Here is a 17,444-nt window from a genome sequence, read left to right on the forward strand (position 1 = left end):
CCTCTGACGGTCAGCTCAGGCCCGCCCACCACAGCCGCAGCTGCATGCCCCAGCCACTGGTATAACCGGTAGTGGTGCTCACCACCTTGCCTTTATCAATAATCACCAGCGTTGGGGTCACGCTGATATGCCAGTTGGCAGACAGTTTGCCTTCCGGGTCATTCACCAGCGGCATGTGATACTGCTTTGCTTGTAAATAGCGCTGCACCTTGTCATTTTCACCGGAACGTAGCGCAATGCCGATAACGTTGCGGCCTTGCTGTGCCATATCAGCCACCGTTGGCGTGGTAAAGCGACAGACACCGCACCAGCTGGCCCAGAAATAGACCAGCAGCGGGCGCTGCTGGCTTAACGCCTTTAGCGTGACCTCCTGCCCGTCGAGGGTAAGCAGTGGCTGGTCAGCAAAGGCCAGCGGTGCCTTTGGCGCGCGCCAGCTGTCCATCACCCACATCCCCCCGGCCAGCAGCAGCGCCAGTACCAGTATCTCACGTGCCCAACGTTTCAGGCGGTTCATGGCGTTTGCGCCAGCTGCTGTTTCACCAGACGCTCCAGCTCTTCATACGACACGGCGCCAGGCAGCAGACGGTTACCTATCAGCGTAGCTGGCGTGCCTTCAATGCCCAGATGCTGTGCCAGCTTCAGGTTGGTATTCACCGTCTCCAGGCTCTGTTTATCCGGTTGCGTTATCGTCACGCCCAGCTTTTTCTCTGCGGCCTGAATACTGGCGTCATCATGGTTGCCTTTCTTTGCCATCAGACGCTGGTGCAGTGCCAGCCAGCGATCCGGCTGCTGTTGCCACAGCGTCAGTACTTCGCGCGCAGCGGTCATCGAGCTTTCGGCACGGTATGGCAGCGGTTTGATGATCACGGCAACGTCCGGGTACTGCTGCACAATTTTTTCCAGCAGCAGATCGAACTGTTTACAGTAAGGGCAGTTGTAGTCGGTAAACGATACCAGCGTCAGCTTCGCATTCTTTGCACCGAGGCGCGGCGATCCGGCATCGTCATACAGTGCCGCCTTGTTCTGTTCAATCACCTGGCCAGTCACATTGGCCAGCTGCGCCTGTGCCTGTTTATCGTAAGCATTGGCGGCTTCAGCCAGAATCTGTGGATTTTCCACCAGTGTTTCGCGGATCAGTTGCTTAATCCGTGCCTCCTGCTCCGGGGTAAACGGGGCCGCAGCCCACAGCGGTGTAGCAACCAGTAACAGGGCAATCAGAGATTTTTTCATTGTTCAATTCCTTTGGCATTATTCAAGGTTTTCAGCAGGGTGGCACGGTCAAGCAGCGGGGAAAGCACCACGCCCTGGGGAGCACCCGGTCCATAAATTTGATTAAACGGCACGGCCACGCTGCCGCGCTGTTGCAGGAAATGGGTGATCGTTTCAGACGGACGACTCCAGTCACCGCGCAGGGTCACCACATCATCTGCTAATAGCGCCTGCTGCACATCATCGCGCAGCAATACGTTGTATTTATTGGCTTTACAGGTCACGCACCAGTCGGCAGTGACATCAATAAACACCCGTTTTTTCGCGCCCAGAGCCTGGCGGATCGCCTGTTCTGTCAGCGGCTGCCAGGTAAGCCGATCCTGCATTCTGTGCTGATCTGATGTCGCGCTGAATGTACCCGCCAGCAACACGCCACCGGCCACCAGCAACAGCACTACCGTGACCAGTGCCGCCCGCCGGAGGCCGAACTGTTTCACCAGTGTGACGAGCAATACCAGTACGATCGCGGTCGCAACAGCCAGTGTGGCGAGCAGGCCAATATGATTCACCAGCAGGCTGATCAACCAGAAACAGGAGGCCAGCATCAGCATTCCCAGGGCGATACGTACTCCATTCATCCAGCGCCCGGGGCGTGGCAGCTTCAGCGCCAGGGCGGGCCAGGCGGCAATCAGCAACCAGGGCAGGCTCATGCCGATGCCGAGGGCGGCAAACATCACCCACAGCAGTGGCAGCGGTGCCGCCAGGGCAAATGCCACCGCAGTACCGAGGAAGGGAGCTGAACACGGGGTGGCCAGCAGCGTGGCAAATGCACCCTGCCAGAAATGCTCGCCAGGACCACGGCCAGAGTACGTTGCCAGACGGGTATTCAGGCCTGATGGCAGGCGCAGATAGAGCAGGCCAAACAGGTTGGCGCTGAACAGCAGGGTCACCAGTACCATGAAGCCAATAAACCACGGATTCTGGAACTGAATACCCCAGCCCAGGGCGTGATTACCCAGACGAAGTACCGTCATCAGCAGCGCCAGCACCATAAACGAGGTGATAATTCCGGCACTGGAGGCGATAAACTGGAGTCGCACGTTGCGGCGGTCGCGCTGTGGCGTATTAACAATGCTGCCGAGTTTCATGCCCAACACCGGCAGTACGCAAGGCATCAGGTTGAGAATAAAGCCTCCCAGCAGTGCCGTCAGCAGCATCTGCCACAGCGGCAACACCGGGGAGCGCTGTCCCCATCCTTCATCAACCAACAGGGTAATCTGTTGCGCCAGGCCGTTATCCGCCAGTACCAGAGACAGGTTCTTTCCGGTGATATCGGGTGCGTTGTCACCCCATTCATCGCTGACCGGCACGCGGGCTATCAGCATTGAACCTCTGAGGGTAAAGCGTGGTTCGCCAAAGCTGGCACCCTCCAGCCCGTCAAGGAACAGCGCAGGCTGCTGCCAGCCGTCCTGACGTTCGGCAACAATCTGTAGCTCTCCCTGTTGATAACCCGCGACGAGGGTGTCAGCAAGGCCGCGTTCAATCGGTACGCCGCCCATCGCCTGGGCATAATCATGTTCAAACGACGCATCAACAGATGACGTCATATCAATAGTGAACGGATAGTCGGTGAGGATGCAGACGTTGCTACAGGTGGAGAGCGTCAGCGTTCCGACCAGACTTTTCGGGGCCGGGCCGGACAGTTCAATCGGCAGCGTAACGCGCTGATGATAACCCTGAGTGGTGATCCCCGCGACGTTAAAACGTTGCGGCAAAGGCCAGAACCAGTGTGCCTGGGTTACGGCATTCTGCCAGCGAATGGTCGGGGCAATCCCGCCTTCACCCGGCGATCGCCAGTAGGTTTTCCATCCATCCTGTAACTGAATATCCAGCAAGATGCGAGTGCGGTCGGCCTGTGAGGCATCGGCACGCAGGCGAACCTGAGCGTGACTGTTTTGGGGGTTTTGCAGCCAGCCACTGTCAGCGGCCTGCAATGCGGGCAGCCAGAATAGCAGCAGGAGAGCAAAGCTCCTGATAAGCGTAAACATGTTATTTCTCCGTAAATGATTAAAAGACACCGGTGGAACGGTGTGTCATTCGCGGAAATTACAGTTAATCAGATGGATACGGAGTAGCGGCGCACGACAGGGGCGTGCCGGAGGAAAAATCAATGGGAGAAGACAGCACAGTGCCAGTACTAACAGGAGAATGACCGTGGCAGGCAGGACGCTGTCGAACAGCAGCGGGGCAGCCAGCAGCAGCGTTTTGGCGCTGAGTTCACAAGGGGTTATCGACGCGTCATCTGCGTTGTCCGGGGCGGTATTGCTGAGGCTGAACGACGTGGTTGGAGGCATTTGCAGGGCGTGCAGGCTTGCCATGCGCTGTGCCATACAGACCAGTATGACCAGGCAGGCGAGCGCCAGAAAGCCCATTGCGATGCGTTGTCGTGTTGCCATTACCCGCCCCATTTGAAAAGAGCGACCATCTTAATCAAACGGTCGCGTTTAACAATGGTTACGCATGTAAACTTTTGTCTACCGGGGGATTACACCTTATTGAGCGTGCTCCAGACCAAACTCCCCTGATGGAAGGTGGCGGTGCGTGGTGAAATGCGCGCCACCGCTTCTGCCGAACAGGAGGCATCGACCAGCACAAAACTGGCCTCGTCCTGTTCCACGGGCCAGACGCGCTCGCCTTTATCATTTAGCGGCAGGCGGTTCCCGGTAGCAATTGCCAGCGCGCGCGACAGCGCCAGTTCACCCGGGCGCACATAGAGCTGAGCGTACAGGTTGGCTTTCTCCAGCATGTCGCCCAGGCCATAGGGCGACCAGTGGTCGATCACGCTATCGGTGCCGGTCATCACAAAAACACCGTTATCCTGAAGCTGTTTCAGCGGCATATGCAGCGTGCCAATCGGCACCGTTGAGGCGATGCTGATCTGCTGCGCGGCCAGACGCTGTGCGGTCTCTTCTACCTGCTGTGGTGTGAGGGTGGCCAGTGCAAATGCGTGGCTGATCGTGACTTTGCCCTTCAGCTGCGGCGTTTTTTCCACCCGGTCAATCATATAATTGATGGCGGCCACCCCGGCCGGGCTGGTTTCATGCAGATGGATATCCACGCCTTTGCCATAGTCGACGGCGATCTGAAACATCGTGTCGAGGGATTTTTCCATATCGCCATCAACGCTGGTGGGATCCAGCCCGCCGACGTAGTGCGCTCCGGCCTGCATCGCTTCGCGCATCAGTCGTTCAGATTTTGACAGCAGCAACCCGTGCTGGGGAAAGGCGACGATCTCGCAGGTAAAACCGGAACGACGGCGTTCCAGTACCGCCATCAGGTTTTCCAGATTTTTCAGTCCGGAAACCGGCTCGATATTGCAGTGACTCCGCGCCACGCTGGAACCTTTTGATTGCAGCAGGTCGATCAGTTTACCCGCCCGCTCCTGTGTGTGGGGTGCCAGCTCTGGCAGCAGGCGATGCTCCAGTGCAATCATCTGTTTAATGGTGGTCCCTGCCGGGCGTGACTGCACGCGCCACGGGCCACCATAGAAGGTCTTATCCAGATGGATATGCATATCGCGCATGGCGGGCAGCAGCAGTTTTCCTCCGGCATCGACCCGCGTCAGGCTGGCATCCGGGCGTACCGCGTTAGCACGTACAGCAATGATCTTGCCGTTATTGATTTCCAGGCAGTGCAACGCGGTGCGGGTGGCAACCACTTCCCCCTCCTGGTAGTGAAAGCCGGTTTCCAGTAGTACGTTATCAAGGTAATAGTGGCGGGCGCCAACGGTGGTCATGGGCGTTTCCTGTTCGGTGAAGACAGACGATCCGGCGGCAATGGCAAGCGGGGGGCCTGCACTGAGGATGGCGCAGGCACCGAGCATTTTACTGCCGTGGCTGAGAAAGGTACGACGCTGCTGATCGGGCTTATTCATCACGGGCTCCTGCATGGATTAACTGTATAGCAATGGCGTCATAACCCAGTGAACGCGCCAGTTGCAGAGGGGTTTTACCGTACTTATCCGTCAGGTGCGGGCTGGCACCGTTATCCAGTAATAGCTGAACGATCTCCTGCTGCTTTGCGCCACCGTCATTCAGCAGGATGGCTTCGAGCAGCGGTGTCCAGCCGAGGAAATTAGTGTGGTTGACGTTGATGGTGGTGCGGGACAGTAACTCGCGCACGATCTCAACATGGCCTTTTTCGCTGGCGGGCGTCAGGCCAATGCCGCCAAAGCGTGTCACCCGGGTGAGGTCGGGTGCCGCAGGCAGCAGCAGGCGCAGCAGAGTGAGATCGTTATTCAGGCAGGCGAGCAAAAACGGATTCAAACAGGTATCGTCCTGCTGATTAATATCGGCGCCCGCCTCGATCAACCAGGCGACACAGGCATAGTGCTGGTGCTGTGCCGCCAGCGTGATGGCGCTGGTGCGCTGCGCGGTGGTGACGTTGAGATCCACGCCCTGATCCCGACACTGCTGCAAGATATCCTGCTCGCCCTGTTGGGCAGCACGGAGGAAGCGTGCCTGTAGTGTGTCGTTGGAGGTGGAAAAGTCAGGATGTGCAAATGACATACAGGTTCCCGGATAAGCAAGTGATGGTCCAGGAAACGACAATAGCAGCCAGTGAAAGACGGTGATATCCGTGTAAAAATAATTCACCTGAAAGGCATTTCTTGTTGAATAATAATCAATGAAACCGGAACACGAGGGAATGTGCGATGAACTCCATTTTTAGTGAAGAGAATTTGCAGGTGTTTGTCACCGTGGTGCAGTGTGCCAGCTTCAGTAAGGCGGCGATTGAGCTGGGGGTCACCACTTCAGCGGTCAGCTACACCATTAAACGCATTGAAACCGGGCTGGGGGTTCCGCTGTTTGTGCGCCATCCCCGCCGGATTGAACTGACGGAGTCCGGCGACTACTTTTATCGTAAGGCGCTGACGCTACTTAACGATTTCGGTGCCATTCAATACGGTGTCGATGCTATCGCCCAGGGCGTAGAGGCCAGGGTGCGTATTTGCATCAACCATCTGTTGTATACCCCGCATCACACTGCCCGGCTGCTACAGCTGCTGAAAAAGCAGTTCCCCACCTGTCAGGTGACGGTCACTCAGGAAGTGTATAACGGCGTCTGGGATGCGTTTATCCATCACCAGGCAACGCTGGCGATGGGGGCACCGGATGTGCCGCTGGACAGGGATGGCATTGACTGTCTTGATATCGGCTATGTGCACTGGCAGTTTGCGATCGCGCCCCATCATCCGCTGGCCGCATTGCCTCAGCCCATCAGTGAAGGTCAGATGCGGCGCTATACCAATATTATGGTGGCCGACACGGCACAGATGCTGAATCAGCGTGTTGGCTGGCTGCTGCACGGGCAGGAGGCGGTTCTGGTGCCTGATTTCAACACCAAATGTCAGTGTCAGATTCTGGGGGAGGGCATTGGCTTTCTGCCGGACTATATTGTGCGCGACGCCGGGGAGAAGCTGGTAACGCGTGAGGTGATGAACCCGCGTCAGGATTCGCGGCTGCTGTTGGCTATCCGCCAGCCCGCCAGCGGACAGGTCGCATTGTGGATAAAACAGCAGTTTGCCCCAGATGGCGTGCTGAGTGAGCTCTATCAGGATTTACTGCATCGCGAAGATAAAACAGACGGAATGTAAAAACTGTGTTAACGTCTTGCCCGTACCAATAAAAATTTCTCTTAAAATAAAAATATGTAGGTCTATTATCCAAAATATTAAATATCAGTGTCCGTCTTGTCACGGATGTCAGTACCGCTTCTCGCCTTTCAGTATCACCGCAAAAAATCCCCATGGTGCCAACTGTATTTTCTGTAAATCCCAGATGGTTTGTCTGCCTGCCACTGCGATACAGAACTAAACCCGTCGAGCGTTTTCCCCTGGCCTGTTGTTGATGTTAACCTTAGCGGCTTATCACTGTTAAATGTCGACATCTCAGGGCCGTATGATGACTACCTCAACCGCAAAACTTCTCTCTCTCTGTAGTGACAGCCTGGCTGCCGCCCCACAGGACATGCACTTCAGCGCCACGGTTAATCCCGCGCTGCTCGAAGAACTGCGTCAACTGCTGGCGATTAAAAACGGCTGCTATGGTTTTGTTTCTGCGCTGCATATCTTTCCCTGGCAGGCAACGGAGAGTGAACCTGGCCTGCAACAGTGGAACCAGCCTGATCTGTGGATTTCGGCGTTTCAGGATATGGCGCTGGATGCGCTGTTCTTTGCTGAAGATATCTTTGGCGTGCAGTTTTGTCTGCGGCAGGACGGGGTGTTCAGCTTTGAGCCGGAAACCGGCGAATTCACCTGGCTGGCGGCAAGTCTGGAGCACTGGAGTGCCCTGATTCTGGAAGAGTACTCAGTGTTAACGGGTTATCCGCTGGCGCTGGACTGGCAGGATCAGCACGGGGCATTACCGGCGGGTTATCGCCTGGTGCCGAAAACACCGTTTATTGTTGGCGGTGAGTTCGTGCCGGATAACCTCCAGGCGGTACGTAGTGAAGATGCCATGCGTACCCGCGCGCAGTTTGCCGTGCAGATCAGGGATCTTCCTGAAGGCACGCGCATTGCCGTCAGCCCGTCAGATCCGGAAAGCTGATCTCAGCTTCCCGGCATTGCCGCGCCGGAGGCGATAAACCACACCAGAAACGCCATCGCAGCAACAAAAATCAGGCCAGGGGCAATTGCTCTTTTATTCACGGCATAACACCTTTCACAATGGGATCGGGGGAAAGCCGGGAGCCAGGCTTTCGGGCGGCGCTGAGTGTAACATAGTCAGCCCGCCCTCAGGCATGTTGTTCAGCCCTGTTTCACTGTGCGGTTTTGTGGCAAAATGATAGCGCAAACATTTTAGTTATCGGATGCCAGATGGAAAATCCTGACCCTGCCACGGTAAAAACCCCTACGCTTGAGGATGTTGCCCGTGTCGCGGGATTATCTCCGATGACCGTCAGCCGTGCCATTAACAAACCGCAGGTGGTACGGCCTGCCACCGTTGCCAGGGTGATGGAAGCGATTCAGATCACCGGCTATATCCCCAATATGCTGGCAGGGGGGCTGGCGTCCAAACGTAGCCGCCTGATTGCCGTAGTGATTCCGCAAATTAACAACAGTATGTTTGTCGATACCGTACAGGCGATCAGCGATCGTCTGGCCTTGCGTGGCTACCATATGCTGCTGTGTGTCACCGGATACTCTCCGGACAGCGAAGCGTCTATTGTTGCCACCATCCTTTCGCGCCGCCCCGACGGCATGATACTGACCGGCATTCATCACAGTCCTGAACTGCGCAAAACCATTCTCAATATTGGCCTGCCGGTGGTGGAAATCTGGGATCTCACGCCAACGCCGCTGGACATGCTGGTCGGGTTTTCTCATGAAAAAGTCGGCACCCAACTGGGTCACTACTGTCTGCAACAGGGCTACCTGAGCCTGGGTCTGGTGTGGGCCGGCGATCGTCGCGCCAGGCAGCGGCGTAAAGGGCTATCCGATGTGATGCAGGGGCTGCCAGGAAGCCGTATTCGCGGGGTCAATGCCCCGGTGCCAACGTCGCTCGGTGCCGGTCGACAGGGTTTGCATCAGTTACTTGCTCAGGGGGATAAGTTCGATGCGATTATCTGCAGTTCTGACACCTTAGCGCAGGGCGTGATCATGGAGGCTGAAGCACGTGGGCTGAGTGTACCGGATCAGCTTGCTGTTATCGGCTTTGGCGATTTAGCGTTCGCCGCGGCCAACCGGCCCGCGATCACGACAGTAGCTATCGACAGGGTAAAAATGGGTGAAGATGCCGCGATGCTGCTGGCTAATAAAATAGAAGGCGTCATGCCCGCAGAGGCGGTGGTCGATTTAGGGTTCACTATGGTGGTTCGTGACTCCGGTTAACGTCTGGCAGGCAGTGTTACGCTGGAATGAAACAATCATTATATGACTTTATTTTGTGTGGGTATTATTTCCCACTGTAATCAAATAAGCGCCGTTTTACGGCTTTTTTTTCTTTTACTATCCCTGAATTTCCGATAAATCCCCGGCTTTAATCCCTTCTCTTCATAATGGCATTGTTATGAAATGTTAGAAGAAACACTTCATCTTAAGTTTAAATATCACCACTTCAATTGTTACATTTTGACACTTTTGTATCGTTAACATTGCGGCAATGTAAACAGATAAAAACAGTTCTTTAACCTTAATGACACGTGCTCCATCGGTGTCTTTTTCTGAGTGTGTGAGAGTCGTCAAAATGCTCCTTCAAAAAGAAACTACCCGCCGTAAGTTTTTACTCGGGTCGCTGTTGGCATTGCCGTTAGGTGAGATGGTCTTTAAAGGCCTGACCGCCGCACAGGCAGCCGAGATGGCAGCGCCGGAACTGGCAGATTATCAGCCAATCTTTTTCAGTCAGGATGAATGGCAGTTTATTCTTGCCGCCTGTGACTGTTTGATCCCTGCCGGAGGCAAAGGCAAAGCGCCGGGCGCGCTGGAAACCAATGTGCCGATCTTTATCGATCAACAGATGCATGGCGATCTCGGTGATGAGATCTATATGAAAGGGCCGTTTGATACCAAAGCGCCTGCCACCATGGGTTACCAGATCCCGTTCCGCCCGCAGCAGATCTATAAAACCGGTATCAAACTGGCTAACCAGTGGTGCCAGCAGACCCACCAGAAACCCTTCCATCAGTTGTCATCGCAGGATAAAGACAGCGTTCTTACCCAACTGCAAAAAAACGATATCCACTTCGCTGAGCTGGGCGAAGCCGACCTGAAAGCCTCTCAGTTCTTCAGCGGGCTGCTGTCCGATGCCAAACACGGCTATCTCTCCGATCCAATGTACGGCGGCAATAAAGGGATGAAAGCGTGGATTGCTATCGGCTTCCCGGGCGCCCGTGCCAGTTATCTGGAATGGGTGAAGCAGCACAACATTCCCTATCCACTTGGCCCGGTCAGCATCAAGGGCGAACGCGCCTGAGTTCACTGAGACTTTTTTCGTATTTTTGTAAATGACACCCAAAATATTTCGTGTTGCAGGAAGGCGGCAATTGAATGAATCCCTGGGAGCTTACTGAAGTAAGTGACCAGGGTGAATGAAGGCAGCCAACGCATCTGCGGCGCGAAAAATGAAGGGTTGAAAGGGTTGAATATGTCACAAATTAATAAAGAAGAAGTCGACGTTGTCGTTGTCGGCCTGGGATGGGCTGGCTCGCTGATGAGCATTGAGCTGGCGATGGCCGGGCTGAAAGTGCGGGCGCTGGAGCGCGGAGCCGATCGCGGTTACGAAGAGTTTGCCTACCCCAAGCCAGCCGATGAATATGCCTACGCCGTGCGTAACAAAGTGATGGCCACGCCAGCAGAAGCGGCGGTGACGGTGCGTTACAACATGAGCCAGACCGCGCTGCCAACGCGCAAATGGGGCGCTTTTTGCCCGGGTAACGGCGTGGGCGGTTCGGGTTTGCACTGGACGGCGGTATTGATCCGTCCGACACCGACCGATCTTAAACTGAAAACCTATGCTGACCAGGCCTACGGACCGGGCGTGTTGCAGGACGATATGCGCATTATGGACTTCCCGTTCAGTTGGGAAGAGATCGAACCCTATTACGAGAAGTTTGAGATGATCTGCGGCCAGTCCGGTTTAACCGGCAACCTGCGCGGGCAGATCCTCGAAGGGGGCGATCCGTTCGAAGGCCCGCGTGCTAATCCGTTCCCGCTGCCGCCGCTGGATGACACGCTGAACAACACAATGTTTGTTAAGGCGGCGAAGAAGCTGGGGTATCACCCGTTCCCCAACCCGTCAGCCTGCGTTTCCCGTGCCTGGACTAACCCGTACGGTAACCAGATTGCGCCGTGTAATTACTGCGGTTATTGCAGTAAATACCCGTGCCTGAACTACTCTAAGGCCTCACCGCAGACGGCGGTGATGGATGCACTGAAGCGCATGTATAACTTCTCCTACGAAGTCCACGCCAACGTGATGAAAGTGGTGCTGCATGATGATAAGAAAACCGCGAAAGGGGTGATCTACATCGATAAAGACGGCAATGAATGCTTCCAGCCTGCAAAGATTGTAGTGCTGAGCAGCTTCCAGTTTTGCAATGTCCGCCTGATGCTGCTCTCCGGCATCGGCCAGCCTTATAACCCGCTGACGGAAGAGGGCGTGATTGGACGTAACTACGCTTTCCTCAGCAACGGCGGTGCCACGCTGTTCTTCAAAGATAAAAACTTCAATCCGTTCGCTACGGCGGGGGCCACAGGGCAGATGTTTAACGACATCTCACCGGGCAACTTTGATGGCCCGGGGCTGGGGTTCATCGGCGGAGCCAAGATCCACAGTTCACAGGCCACCGGTACGCCGATCAGTACCGCACTGCCAAAAGGGACACCGGCCTGGGGCGCAGGCTGGAAAGAAGGGATGGAAGAGTGGTACGGCCACTCGATGAAAATCAGCATCACCACCACCTGCATGTCGTATCGCGATATCTACCTCGATCTCGATCCGAACTACACCGATGACTACGGCTATCCGCTGCTGCGTATGACGTTCGACTGGAAACAGAACGAGCTGAAATTACAGCAGCACCTGAAAGGCATCGTCAGCAACATTACTAAAGAGCTTAACCCGGACAGTTACAGCGAAAGCTTCCTGCCGATGGATGCCCACTTTGACCTGACCAAATACGTCTCCACCCATAACGTTGGTGGCGCGGTGATGGGCGATAACCCGAAAACCTCGGCGCTGAACAAGTACCTGCAGAGCTGGGATGTGCATAACGTCTTTGTGCCGGGCGGCAATGCTTTCCCGCAGAACTTCCAGGCGAATCCGACCGATACCATCGGGGCGATCACGCTGATGGCGGCGCAGGCGATCAAAGAGATTTACCTGAAAAACCCCGGCCCGATGGTGCAGGCATAAGGAGATGACGATGATCAATTTCAAACGTTTACTGCTTGCGAATGCCGTCCTGCTGGCAGGTACTTTTGCTTCACTGGCCCAGGCCGATGACAGTCTGGTGAAACAGGGCGAATATATTTCCCGGCTTGGCGACTGCGGTGCCTGCCACACTATTCCGGGTAAACCGGCGTTCTCCGGTGGGCTGGCGATTGAGTCGAACCTCGGGACGATTTACTCCACCAACATCACCCCGGATAAAGCGCACGGTATCGGCAATTACAGTGAGCAGCAGTTCTCGGACGCGGTACGTAAAGGCGTGCTGCCTGACGGGACGCGTCTCTATCCGGCGATGCCTTATCCGGCTTACGCAAAAATCACCGACGCGGATATGCATGCGCTGTACACGTACTTTATGCAGGGAGTGAAAGCGAGTGACGAGCAGCCGCCAGAAACCGATCTCAGCTTCCCGTTCAGCCAGCGCTGGGGCATGCGTTTCTGGAACTGGGCTTTTGCCAGCGATAAGCCCTTCCAGCCGATTGGCGGCACAACAGCAGAAGTGAATCGCGGTGCGTATCTGGTCGAAAGCCTCGGCCACTGCGGCAGCTGCCATACGCCGCGTGGGTTGGCGATGAATGAGAAAGCGCTCGACAGCAGCGACAGTACATTCCTCTCCGGCGGTAGCCTGAACGGCTGGGAAGTGCCTTCTCTGCGCGGTCTGCCGCGCTGGAGCGAGCAGGAAACCGTCGAATATCTGGCGACCGGGCGTAACGATAAAGCAGCGGTAGGCGGTGAGATGACCTCGGTGATCGAGCACAGCACGTCGTGGATGACCGAAGCGGATCTGAAAGCCATCAGCGCCTATCTGAAGTTTATTGGCGGTAATCCGGCAGCACCCGCGGCGGCAAGTACGACAGTCAGTGCTACGGAAGCGAAACTGACCGCGGCGAAGAACCTCACCCCAGGTGAGCGTCTCTATCTGGATAACTGTGGTGCCTGCCACTTTGTCACCGGTAAGGGCGCACCACGTATCTTCCCTGAGCTGGATCAGGCGACTATCGTCAATGCTGGCGACCCGACCGGGCTGATCCACACCATCCTGGCCGGGGCACAGCAGCCCTCTACGGCAAAAGCCCCCTCCACGCTGGTAATGGCAGGCTTTGCCGGCCGCCTGAGCGATGATGAGGTGGCGCAACTGGCGACCTTTATTCGTCAGGGCTGGAGTAATAAGGCGGATGCGGTGAGCGCGGATCAAGTCAAAGAGGTCAGGGAGAGTCTGAAAAAATAGCGTGAAGTAAGCGCTTCAACATCCCCTTTATTCTCTTGCCTGACAGGCCGACCTTCAGTGATGGTCGGCCTGTGATCGTGATCTGCCCCCTCGAACAAAATCCTTGCACCCCCTCCACGAACATTGCACGATAAAGCGAAATAACAATCATTATCACCAGTAACTTACCCTCACTTATCCCCGGATAACGGGCGGTCACGCACAGGAACGACAATGACAACGCTCAACAATAGCCTCATCCCCGACTGGCAGTGTGCCGGAGAAGCTGCCGCGGCGCAGTTGCCTGACAGCCAGCGGCGTGCGTCGCTGGCTGCTTTTCTCGCCGAAAGTGAAAGTCTGGCACCGCTACTGATGTTACAAACCCTGCAACGCCTGGGATTTTGTGATGCAGGAAGCTGGCACATTGCATCACGCAGCCAGCAGCTGCGGATTGCGGATTGCTACAGCGAACTGCTCCAACACTGGCATCAGGTGCTGGAAGAGGAGGGGATGCTGGAATGTGAGGATGAGCGCTGGTCGCTGGCAGACTGCGCTCCTGCTGAGATGCGGCTGGAACAGGGAATTGATGACGCCCGGCATCGCCTGCGTCAGTTGATGGCCTGGCTTGACGATGCTGAACCGCTGGCCGAGGCGTTGTTCAGCCAGCATGAATGCATCGATGACTGGCTGCGTACGCCTTCTCTGGCTTTGCAGCCAGCCAGCCTGACAGGCCTGCATCAGTTACATCACCATGCGGGGATTATTGATGATTACTTTACCGGGATCATCGCCAGCGTGCTGCCCTGCCTGCTGGATGCGTGCGATACACCCCGCTTATTGACGCTGGGTGCGTGCGCTGCCATTGACGATCTCGCTGGTGCAGTATGGATAGCGGCTGAACCCGGGCAGTCCCTCAACAGCCAATTGCCACAGGATGCCCGGCATGATGCCGTCCTTGCCAGCGATCTGCTGGTGCAGCCTGACGCCGCCCGTCGCCTGTCGGAACTGCATACCTGGCTGAAAGCGAATGCGACGTTAATTCTGGTGGAAAATACCGGTGAGCATCTGCTGCATCGTGTCACGCCTGCGGCCGTGCAGGCGCTGGCGTATGGGCAACCCGCTTTCCGCGGGGGGAGCGGTGCGGAAGCGCACTGTCATCAGGTGCTGCAACAGTCTGGATTTGAATTACTTCAGGTGTGGCCGCAGGCGGCATCACCCATGGCATTCTGCGGACAGCGCCTGCTGGTGGCGCGCCGCTGTGCCGTCGTTCCCGGTGAAAGCGTCTATACTGGTAGCTGATGTTAAATAACCGGAGGATAACAATGACCATTCATAAGAAAGGACAGGCGCACTGGGAAGGCAATATCAAGCAGGGGAAAGGCACCGTCTCAACCGAAAGTGGGGCGTTAAGCCAACAGCCTTATGGTTTCAATACACGCTTTGAAGGTAAAGCGGGGACCAACCCCGAAGAGCTGATTGGGGCCGCACATGCTGCCTGTTTCTCCATGGCGCTATCGCTGATGCTGGGCGATGCGGGCCACACACCTGAAAGCATTGATACCACCGCTGATGTCTCCCTGGACAAAGTGGAGGGCGGTTTTGCCATCACCAAAGTGGCCCTGCAAAGCAAGGTGAAGCTTCCCGGTATTGAGAAAGCCGCTTTTGATACGATTATTCAGCAGGTAAAAGCGGGTTGCCCGGTGTCAAAACTGCTCAGTGCTGAGATTACCCTCGACTATCAGCTGGAAAATTAAGCCTGAACCCGAGGTTCTCACCGCGTGAAGGTAAGGAATCTGTTAAGGCTGTGAAAAAAACACGCTAATTAGCGCCGTTTAGGAGTTCGTGAGATAGGGAAGTGTTGTGGTATCCCCGATATTGATGTTGCGGCAGTTCGCAGGTCGTGAGCAACTGAGGATATCAAGATGAAAAAAACAACACTGACTTTGATGATTAGTCTTTTCACAGCAAGCAGCCTTTTCTCCACCCTGTCCCATGCAGAGGGGCCGGGCAACGGCCCTGATCAACAGTGGCATCAGGATCGCGGGCGCGACAACCGCGGAGACGACCGTCGTGGTGGCGGCGATCATGATAACTATCGCGGCCATGACGATCGGGGTCATGGCGATCGTGGCCGGGGTGGCCCTGATGAGCGTGACCATTTTGCCTGGAACGGCCATGATTTCCGTCGTGGTCATCCTGCTCCCGAGCGCTTTCGCGGGGATGATTACCGCGTTGATGACTGGCACCATCGTGGCCTGTATGAACCGCCACGCGGCGAACACTGGGCCTATGTTGACGGTAATTATGTGTTGATTGCGGCAGCCACCGGGGTGATCACCTCGATCATTCTCGGCAATGTTTTAGGCCATCGTTAACCTACCGCTGTCGGTGGCACCCGCCACCGACAATTAACCTTCCCCCCTCTTATCCTGATTGCTTACTTTAAACCGTAACTTATTCATTTAATTCGTGTTTATATTTTTCTCGTTGCATGGCGTTACATTCCATTTTCCCGGCGCAGGCCGCAAAATATCCCCTCATCTGGCTTGTTATCGCTCCCTGACTTCACTTATTATTGGCCCTGTTAGTATGAAAAACATTCATATCAGGGAGAAAAAGAATGGATACTCGTGTAGGAAAACTGGAAGGACATGTCGGTAATTTACAGAAGGATGTTGGCTTGCTACAGCAAGATGTTGGTCTGTTAAAGCACGATGTCAGCCGACTTAAAGACGATGTGCACGTCCTGAAAGAGGATGTCAGTGAACTGAAGAAGGATGTCGGCACGCTGAAAATCGATGTGGCGGTAATTAAGTCCAACTATGCCACCAGGGAGGATATTATGCGGCTTGATAAAAAGATCGACCTTAAAATGGAAAGTCTGCGAACCGAACTGCATCAGTCACTGGCACTGCAAACTAAGTGGTTTGCCTCCACGCAGCTTGGACTGCTTGCTCTGGGCCTTGGGCTGGCAAAACTGCTGTTTTAATTCTTCATTGCTCATCATTTATCTGCGTACTTGCCTCTGTGTACTTAACACTCCTGAATTTAAGCTTATAGACGTCTGGACATGTAGCCATCAATTTATGTAGCATGCAGAGATTAGAAAATTCTGAATGGGAACAGGCCAATGACGCAGCATATAAAGATTCTGGACGGAGGAATGGGGCGCGAACTGGCCCGGGTGGGCGCACCATTCCGTCAACCTGAATGGTCGGCACTGGCCCTGTATGAAGCCCCTGAGCGCGTGCGCGAAGTGCACGACAGCTATATTGCTGCCGGGGCAGGCACCATCACCACCAACAGCTATGCGGTTGTTCCTTTCCATATTGGTGACGAACGCTTTGCCGCTGATGCTCAGCGCCTGGCCACCCTGGCAGGGCAACTGGCCCGTCAGGCCGCCGATGCCGCAGTGCATCCGGTACAGGTTGCAGGCAGCTTACCTCCGGCCCTGGGATCCTACCGTCCCGATCTGTTTAACGCGCCGCGTGCGCTGGAGATCCATCGCGTGCTGGTCAACGCCCAGGCGCCTTATGTGGATATCTGGCTGGGTGAAACCATCAGTTCGATTGCCGAAGCCGAGGCTATTCACGAAGCGATATCCGGTCAGCCCCAGCCTTTATGGCTGTCATTCAGTCTGCACGACGATCCTGACCAGCCGCAGGCCGACAGTACATTGCGTTCAGGGGAAAGCGTCTCCGCCGCCGTCACCCGAGCGGTCGAGCTGGGGGCGGCCAACGTCCTGTTTAACTGTAGCCACCCGGAAGTGATGATTTCTGCTGTACAGCAGGCGGCGGCGACCCTGAAACGCCTTGGCTCCCCGGCGGGTATTGGCGTTTATGCCAATGCGTTTGAGCACGGCAGCAACGGTGGCGGGGCGAACGAAGGTCTGAGTGGTTTACGTAAAGACACTCACCCGGAAGGCTATCTGCACTGGGCACAGGAGTGGGTGGGCGCGGGTGCTACGCTGGTGGGGGGCTGCTGCGGGATTGGCCCTGAACATATTCAGCGTCTGGCCTCTGCGCTGAAGTAAATACGCTATTCTTTACCGCTTCGGCGGAAAAAAATAATAAAAAACC

19 protein-coding genes are annotated in these 17,444 nt (G+C 55.6%); 12 read left to right on the forward strand and 7 right to left on the reverse strand.

Features of this window, described 5'->3' with window-relative positions:
* Window positions 1–10: 10 nt before the first annotated feature.
* From WH277_RS11715 to WH277_RS11740, 6 genes are all read right to left on the reverse strand, one after another.
* On the reverse strand, window positions 11–514 hold the full coding sequence (locus WH277_RS11715; protein WP_339505708.1) for a protein disulfide oxidoreductase: 504 nt from the start codon (window positions 512–514) through the stop codon (window positions 11–13).
* A complete protein-coding gene (locus WH277_RS11720; protein WP_339505709.1) occupies window positions 511–1,230 on the reverse strand; it encodes a DsbA family protein in 720 nt (239 codons plus the stop codon). The genes WH277_RS11715 and WH277_RS11720 overlap by 4 nt, the downstream gene beginning before the upstream one ends.
* Window positions 1,227–3,257, reverse strand: a complete 2,031-nt coding sequence (locus WH277_RS11725; protein WP_339505710.1) for a protein-disulfide reductase DsbD family protein — start codon at window positions 3,255–3,257, stop codon at window positions 1,227–1,229. The genes WH277_RS11720 and WH277_RS11725 overlap by 4 nt, the downstream gene beginning before the upstream one ends.
* Before the next feature lie 45 nt (window positions 3,258–3,302).
* Window positions 3,303–3,665, reverse strand: coding sequence for a copper resistance protein (locus WH277_RS11730; protein ID WP_133845680.1), 363 nt, complete (start codon window positions 3,663–3,665; stop codon window positions 3,303–3,305).
* An 89-nt stretch (window positions 3,666–3,754) separates the two neighbouring features.
* On the reverse strand, window positions 3,755–5,143 hold the full coding sequence (locus WH277_RS11735; RefSeq protein ID WP_339505711.1) for an amidohydrolase family protein: 1,389 nt from the start codon (window positions 5,141–5,143) through the stop codon (window positions 3,755–3,757).
* Window positions 5,136–5,777, reverse strand: a complete 642-nt coding sequence (locus tag WH277_RS11740; protein ID WP_133845678.1) for an ankyrin repeat domain-containing protein — start codon at window positions 5,775–5,777, stop codon at window positions 5,136–5,138. Before WH277_RS11740 ends, WH277_RS11735 begins: the two co-directional genes overlap by 8 nt.
* Before the next feature lie 146 nt (window positions 5,778–5,923).
* Between WH277_RS11740 and WH277_RS11745 the strand changes: the two genes are divergently transcribed.
* The 3 genes from WH277_RS11745 to WH277_RS11755 all read left to right on the forward strand — a co-directional run bounded on the left by WH277_RS11745 (window position 5,924) and on the right by WH277_RS11755 (window position 7,817).
* Entirely contained in the window at window positions 5,924–6,865 is a 942-nt protein-coding gene (locus WH277_RS11745; RefSeq protein ID WP_167864109.1) for a LysR family transcriptional regulator, read from the forward strand.
* Window positions 6,813–7,085, forward strand: coding sequence for a cold shock small protein YmcF (gene ymcF / locus WH277_RS28705; RefSeq protein WP_420361215.1), 273 nt, complete (start codon window positions 6,813–6,815; stop codon window positions 7,083–7,085). Before WH277_RS11745 ends, ymcF begins: the two co-directional genes overlap by 53 nt.
* A gap of 84 nt (window positions 7,086–7,169) precedes the next feature.
* Window positions 7,170–7,817 carry an SMI1/KNR4 family protein gene (locus tag WH277_RS11755; protein WP_212813857.1) on the forward strand — a complete coding sequence of 216 codons (648 nt, stop codon included), beginning with the start codon at window positions 7,170–7,172 and terminating at the stop codon, window positions 7,815–7,817.
* 2 nt (window positions 7,818–7,819) lie between these two features.
* On the opposite strand, the gene WH277_RS11760 is transcribed toward WH277_RS11755, so the two are convergent.
* Window positions 7,820–7,918, reverse strand: a complete 99-nt coding sequence (locus WH277_RS11760; RefSeq protein ID WP_227535840.1) for a YoaK family small membrane protein — start codon at window positions 7,916–7,918, stop codon at window positions 7,820–7,822.
* 168 nt (window positions 7,919–8,086) lie between these two features.
* On the opposite strand from WH277_RS11760, the gene WH277_RS11765 reads away from it, so the two are divergent.
* From WH277_RS11765 to WH277_RS11805, 9 genes are all read left to right on the forward strand, one after another.
* Entirely contained in the window at window positions 8,087–9,100 is a 1,014-nt protein-coding gene (locus WH277_RS11765; protein WP_133845675.1) for a LacI family DNA-binding transcriptional regulator, read from the forward strand.
* 355 nt (window positions 9,101–9,455) lie between these two features.
* Window positions 9,456–10,181, forward strand: coding sequence for a gluconate 2-dehydrogenase subunit 3 family protein (locus WH277_RS11770; RefSeq protein ID WP_159337470.1), 726 nt, complete (start codon window positions 9,456–9,458; stop codon window positions 10,179–10,181).
* A gap of 171 nt (window positions 10,182–10,352) precedes the next feature.
* Complete coding sequence (locus WH277_RS11775) at window positions 10,353–12,122, forward strand: GMC family oxidoreductase (protein WP_339505712.1); 1,770 nt, start codon at window positions 10,353–10,355, stop codon at window positions 12,120–12,122.
* A 4-nt stretch (window positions 12,123–12,126) separates the two neighbouring features.
* A complete protein-coding gene (locus tag WH277_RS11780; RefSeq protein ID WP_339505713.1) occupies window positions 12,127–13,386 on the forward strand; it encodes a c-type cytochrome in 1,260 nt (419 codons plus the stop codon).
* 213 nt (window positions 13,387–13,599) lie between these two features.
* Entirely contained in the window at window positions 13,600–14,664 is a 1,065-nt protein-coding gene (locus WH277_RS11785; RefSeq protein ID WP_339505714.1) for a hypothetical protein, read from the forward strand.
* 23 nt (window positions 14,665–14,687) lie between these two features.
* Window positions 14,688–15,119, forward strand: coding sequence for an OsmC family protein (locus WH277_RS11790; RefSeq protein ID WP_339505715.1), 432 nt, complete (start codon window positions 14,688–14,690; stop codon window positions 15,117–15,119).
* 168 nt (window positions 15,120–15,287) lie between these two features.
* Window positions 15,288–15,740 (forward strand): RcnB family protein, encoded by a 453-nt coding sequence (locus WH277_RS11795; protein ID WP_133845669.1) that lies wholly within the window; start codon window positions 15,288–15,290, stop codon window positions 15,738–15,740.
* 245 nt (window positions 15,741–15,985) lie between these two features.
* Window positions 15,986–16,354 (forward strand): DUF1640 domain-containing protein, encoded by a 369-nt coding sequence (locus tag WH277_RS11800; RefSeq protein ID WP_212815912.1) that lies wholly within the window; start codon window positions 15,986–15,988, stop codon window positions 16,352–16,354.
* A gap of 141 nt (window positions 16,355–16,495) precedes the next feature.
* On the forward strand, window positions 16,496–17,398 hold the full coding sequence (locus WH277_RS11805) for a homocysteine S-methyltransferase family protein (protein ID WP_212815913.1): 903 nt from the start codon (window positions 16,496–16,498) through the stop codon (window positions 17,396–17,398).
* Window positions 17,399–17,444: the final 46 nt, after the last annotated feature.

Origin of the sequence: Erwinia sp. MYb416, assembly GCF_037479575.1 — a bacterium.
Taxonomy (GTDB): domain Bacteria; phylum Pseudomonadota; class Gammaproteobacteria; order Enterobacterales; family Enterobacteriaceae; genus Erwinia; species Erwinia rhapontici.

What these genes read in the sequence shown, in the direction of transcription:
- WH277_RS11715 (WP_339505708.1), bottom strand. Translation starts at nt 514, where the DNA reads ATGAACCGCCTGAAACGTTGGGCACGTGAGATACTGGTACTGGCGCTG.
- WH277_RS11720 (WP_339505709.1), bottom strand. Translation starts at nt 1,230, where the DNA reads ATGAAAAAATCTCTGATTGCCCTGTTACTGGTTGCTACACCGCTGTGG.
- WH277_RS11725 (WP_339505710.1), bottom strand. Translation starts at nt 3,257, where the DNA reads ATGTTTACGCTTATCAGGAGCTTTGCTCTCCTGCTGCTATTCTGGCTG.
- WH277_RS11730 (WP_133845680.1), bottom strand. Translation starts at nt 3,665, where the DNA reads ATGGCAACACGACAACGCATCGCAATGGGCTTTCTGGCGCTCGCCTGC.
- WH277_RS11735 (WP_339505711.1), bottom strand. Translation starts at nt 5,143, where the DNA reads ATGAATAAGCCCGATCAGCAGCGTCGTACCTTTCTCAGCCACGGCAGT.
- WH277_RS11740 (WP_133845678.1), bottom strand. Translation starts at nt 5,777, where the DNA reads ATGTCATTTGCACATCCTGACTTTTCCACCTCCAACGACACACTACAG.
- WH277_RS11745 (WP_167864109.1), top strand. Translation starts at nt 5,924, where the DNA reads ATGAACTCCATTTTTAGTGAAGAGAATTTGCAGGTGTTTGTCACCGTG.
- WH277_RS11755 (WP_212813857.1), top strand. Translation starts at nt 7,170, where the DNA reads ATGATGACTACCTCAACCGCAAAACTTCTCTCTCTCTGTAGTGACAGC.
- WH277_RS11765 (WP_133845675.1), top strand. Translation starts at nt 8,087, where the DNA reads ATGGAAAATCCTGACCCTGCCACGGTAAAAACCCCTACGCTTGAGGAT.
- WH277_RS11770 (WP_159337470.1), top strand. Translation starts at nt 9,456, where the DNA reads ATGCTCCTTCAAAAAGAAACTACCCGCCGTAAGTTTTTACTCGGGTCG.
- WH277_RS11775 (WP_339505712.1), top strand. Translation starts at nt 10,353, where the DNA reads ATGTCACAAATTAATAAAGAAGAAGTCGACGTTGTCGTTGTCGGCCTG.
- WH277_RS11780 (WP_339505713.1), top strand. Translation starts at nt 12,127, where the DNA reads ATGACGATGATCAATTTCAAACGTTTACTGCTTGCGAATGCCGTCCTG.
- WH277_RS11785 (WP_339505714.1), top strand. Translation starts at nt 13,600, where the DNA reads ATGACAACGCTCAACAATAGCCTCATCCCCGACTGGCAGTGTGCCGGA.
- WH277_RS11790 (WP_339505715.1), top strand. Translation starts at nt 14,688, where the DNA reads ATGACCATTCATAAGAAAGGACAGGCGCACTGGGAAGGCAATATCAAG.
- WH277_RS11795 (WP_133845669.1), top strand. Translation starts at nt 15,288, where the DNA reads ATGAAAAAAACAACACTGACTTTGATGATTAGTCTTTTCACAGCAAGC.
- WH277_RS11800 (WP_212815912.1), top strand. Translation starts at nt 15,986, where the DNA reads ATGGATACTCGTGTAGGAAAACTGGAAGGACATGTCGGTAATTTACAG.
- WH277_RS11805 (WP_212815913.1), top strand. Translation starts at nt 16,496, where the DNA reads ATGACGCAGCATATAAAGATTCTGGACGGAGGAATGGGGCGCGAACTG.